Genomic DNA, 3,550 nt, shown 5'->3' on the forward strand with positions numbered 1-3,550 from the left:
GCATTGTGGGCTGGGCCATGGGCAGCCATCTGCGTACCGCGCTGATGTTGCAGGCGCTGGATATGGCGCTCGCGCAGCGCCGCCCGGAGGATGTCATTCACCACTCGGATCAAGGCTGCCCAATACACGTCTGTTGCCTTCGGGCGACGTTGCCGGGACGCCGGTGTTCAGCCTTCGATGGGCTCGGTGGGCGATGCCTACGATAACGCCATGTGTGAGTCCTTCTTCGCCACGCTCGAATGCGAGCTGCTGATGCGTTCGCGCTTCGCCACGCACGATCACGCACGCCGGGCACTGTTCACTTGGATCGAGGGCTGGTACAACCCGCATCGCTTGCACAGCGCTCTGGGCTATCGGTCTCCGCAGGAGTTTGAAAAGCTGCCCGTCAATGGCATGAATCCGGCGCTATACCGGGCCTACACTGCCCCATCACAAGGAGAAAACCCATCGACGTAAAATTCCAATGCGAATCTGTCCGATGAAACGGGGCAACCCCAGATTTCGCGACGAATGCCTAAACGACCACTGGTTTGCGAGCCTGGCTGAGGCCCCTGTCCCCTCATCGCCGGATAGCGGCGGGACCACAACCAGCTCCGACCGCACAGTGCGCTGGGCTATCAGACACCCGCCGAATTCGCAGCCAACCATCGAGCAAACAGGACCTATGAATCGGCAGCGGAAGTCGGTTCGTAGTAGTGCACCCAAGGACCATTACTAGAACGCCCGTGGTACTAAAGGCGGGGGCACCTCAGCGGCAACTTGTTGAGCAGCGTCCATCCCAGCTAGCAGTTCTGCGAATCACCCAGGAGCCGCTCCACGAAAGCGACGAATTCCTTTGCCTTAGCGCTCGGCATTTTTCCAGTAGGAAATAGTGCCCAGAGGTCGATGGTTGGGAGCTCCCAATCGTCGAGCACGCGCAAGACTTCACCGCAGTCAAGCTCCTCCGCGAACATCCACCTGGAGGCTACGGCAACGCCGAGGTCCGCGAGCACCGCAGCGCGCACCCCTTCTGCTGCAGTAACACGGATTAGCCCTGAGACCTCCACAGACGCTTCGGTGCCACCGCGGCGAAAAGTCCACGATGCTCCGCCGCCCTGCCTGTCATAGACGATTGCTTGGTGGGCCGCCAAGTCAGCGGGCTGCGCTGGGACACCGGCAGCCTCGAAATAGCAAGGGCTGCCGACCACCACCCGATCGCTTCGCGCAATGCGCCGCGCGGTCATCGATGAATCACTGAGGGCCCCCATTCGCAAAGCCACATCGATACCGTTTGCGGTCAGATCCAGGTTTCCGTCGTCAAGGAGAACGTCGATCGAAAGCTGCGGATGGGCAGATAGAAACTCCTTTAGATGCGGGATCACATGCATGCGCGCGAAAGTGACCGCAGCACTCACGCGAATGCGCCCTGATAGCGTTCCACCCGAGCCCTGAGCGGCCTGTTCCGCTTCCCTCGCCGCATCTATCGATCGCTTCGCGTGCTCATAGTAGCTGACTCCCGCCTCCGTCGGCGACAGGCCCCTCGTTGATCGGAGGAGCAAACGCACACCCAAGCGCTTCTCCAGCTGGGCGACCGCCTTCGAAATCGCCGGCTGTTTGATCTTAAGAACGCGCGCTGCGCCGGAGAACGACCCGGCTTCGATGACAGCGACCAGCGTTTCCATTGCAGTCATCTTGTCCATCATGCTTCCCCAACGTCCCTGCCGACCGAACAGGGACAAAGCTCCAGCCATTGCCTCACACAATAGACTTTGTCACCCTGGCCGTAGCCACCAGCTTGTCGGCAACTCCGGCGTTCGCCTCGATGAAGGCCAACGTTCTCCCATGCTTGACCACTCTCGAGTCAATTTCGCATGTTTCCCCGAGGCCCACCGTACGCATAACGGAAGCGTGGAAATCATGCGTTACAGCGTGATTGTTCTTGCCCAACGCGGGCAATAAGGCAAAAAGGCAAGTGGCCTCCATTGCCGCATACAGCATGGCCGCATGCAAACTTCCCAGCGCTAGATGCTCATGCCGCACGACGAAACTCGTGCGCGCTACGCTGCCTTCAGTACCATTCCAGGCAAGCCCGATATAGACATTCAACGGCAGCGCCAAGACATCTGTTACTCGTTGCTGCCAATCTACGCGCTCGATCGTCACAATCATCCCCACATGACCCACTACTGGGTACGTTTCCGGAGGCTAAACCGCTTGACCACTGCGCTGGAAGTATGCGTCGCGGACTAATTGTTATTCCCGACTGGAATAGCAGATCGCGCGAAATTAGCCGCCTCGCTTCTGCACCCTCTAAGGCACTTCAGCGTAGGCCCGACGTCGGAAGATTGCCGGGACGACACATTCATGCGAACGTAGCTTTTCACGCTCATCATTCATGCGACTGTAGTCCCTTCAATGCAAAACAACGCCCCCGTCGTATACCGCAGCAAAAGTGCCACCAGTTCGCAAGCAAAAGTGCCACCTCTGCCCGTCAAGTGCACGGCGTGGGAGGAATTTCCTTGCAGATCAAATACTTGGCTGAAACGAAGCGAAAGTGTCACTGGCTGCCGTACTTTCCGCTCTGGACGCGCCAATTCCTTCCCTGAGGTGAACGCCCAATGGGATCCCCGACCGACCTTCTGCACCGAATAAGCACAAAACCAAACATGAGGGAGTGTCTAGGTCGCTGCTGCACGATCACAACCCCAACGCACTCCCCACATATTTCCGCGCCAGCGCTTTACAGTACCCTGCTCTCATTGGCCGAGCCTCGGTGGGCCTCCACCCATGGCCACCATAGCTTTCGCGGCACTGCGAGCAACGGTATGGAGTTTCGAGAAGCTGCGCGTTCACGCGATACGGTGCTTCATACCCACAGCACCGACACGCCGATTCGAGCGCGTCACGGTGCGCTGGACACCGATAGACGGTCTCGACCTGATGCACGACGCTGTGATAGCCATGCGCGATACAGCGACGACAGTGCCGAAACGTCGCACTGAAGCGTCGCCGCTCGGTCGGCGCGAGCAGCGCTTCACGCAACGTGGTTTTCGGCAGACCAAGCGCGGCATGCAATCGATCGATATCGACGACACCGAGCTCCGGTACGATGCCCTCATAGGGATCGATGTCCGGTCCCATCAGACGGGCAACAACCTTCCCCGACAACGCGTTCGCCTTCTCGAATTTCCACAGGATCGAAATGAGCGACTCATATGGATCGATCCACTTCCTGTTGAACAGGTAACCCAGCGCCGGCGTCAGCTTAGCCTCGTCGAGCGTGAGAATCGGAAACCTCGGCGGGCTTAGCAACCCTTCGCTAGGCGGCGACGAGCACGCGTCCGGTTGCATGGCGTGACTGGACATATCCGGAATGCCGTACGGCATGGGCCCACAAGGCAGGGTCCGGACGATAGCCCGGACCGTCCTTTAGTTCGCTATCCTTGAGCACGATCTCGACCGCCCGCGCAAAAGATTCCATCGGAACAGACTCGTGCTAACAGTTAGTCACTTGAAGTCGGTGAACGTACACGACATCTTTCGACTAACACTTTCTGTGCAGCTTTCAAGG

At 58.8% G+C, this 3,550-nt stretch carries 3 protein-coding genes and 2 pseudogenes; 2 read left to right on the top strand and 3 right to left on the bottom strand.

Features of this window, described 5'->3' with window-relative positions:
* A pseudogene (locus RM96_RS37655) lies at positions 1-456 on the top strand (integrase core domain-containing protein); the annotation flags it as partial.
* A 34-nt stretch (positions 457-490) separates the two neighbouring features.
* Positions 491-693 (top strand): annotated as a pseudogene (locus tag RM96_RS40235) (integrase core domain-containing protein); the annotation flags it as partial.
* Between the two features lie 89 nt (positions 694-782).
* Here the strand turns inward: RM96_RS40235 and RM96_RS26480 are convergent.
* From RM96_RS26480 to RM96_RS26490, 3 genes are all read right to left on the bottom strand, one after another.
* A complete protein-coding gene (locus tag RM96_RS26480) occupies positions 783-1,679 on the bottom strand; it encodes a LysR family transcriptional regulator (protein ID WP_039014711.1) in 897 nt (298 codons plus the stop codon).
* Between the two features lie 55 nt (positions 1,680-1,734).
* Positions 1,735-2,148, bottom strand: a complete 414-nt coding sequence (locus RM96_RS36455) for a PaaI family thioesterase (protein ID WP_052279756.1) — start codon at positions 2,146-2,148, stop codon at positions 1,735-1,737.
* A gap of 528 nt (positions 2,149-2,676) precedes the next feature.
* The gene (locus RM96_RS26490; RefSeq protein WP_082016716.1) at positions 2,677-3,330 is read right to left on the bottom strand and encodes a hypothetical protein; all 654 of its coding nucleotides are present in this window, start codon (positions 3,328-3,330) and stop codon (positions 2,677-2,679) included.
* Positions 3,331-3,550: the final 220 nt, after the last annotated feature.

Source organism: Cupriavidus sp. IDO (genome assembly GCF_000812465.1).
Classification (GTDB): Bacteria; Pseudomonadota; Gammaproteobacteria; order Burkholderiales; family Burkholderiaceae; genus Cupriavidus.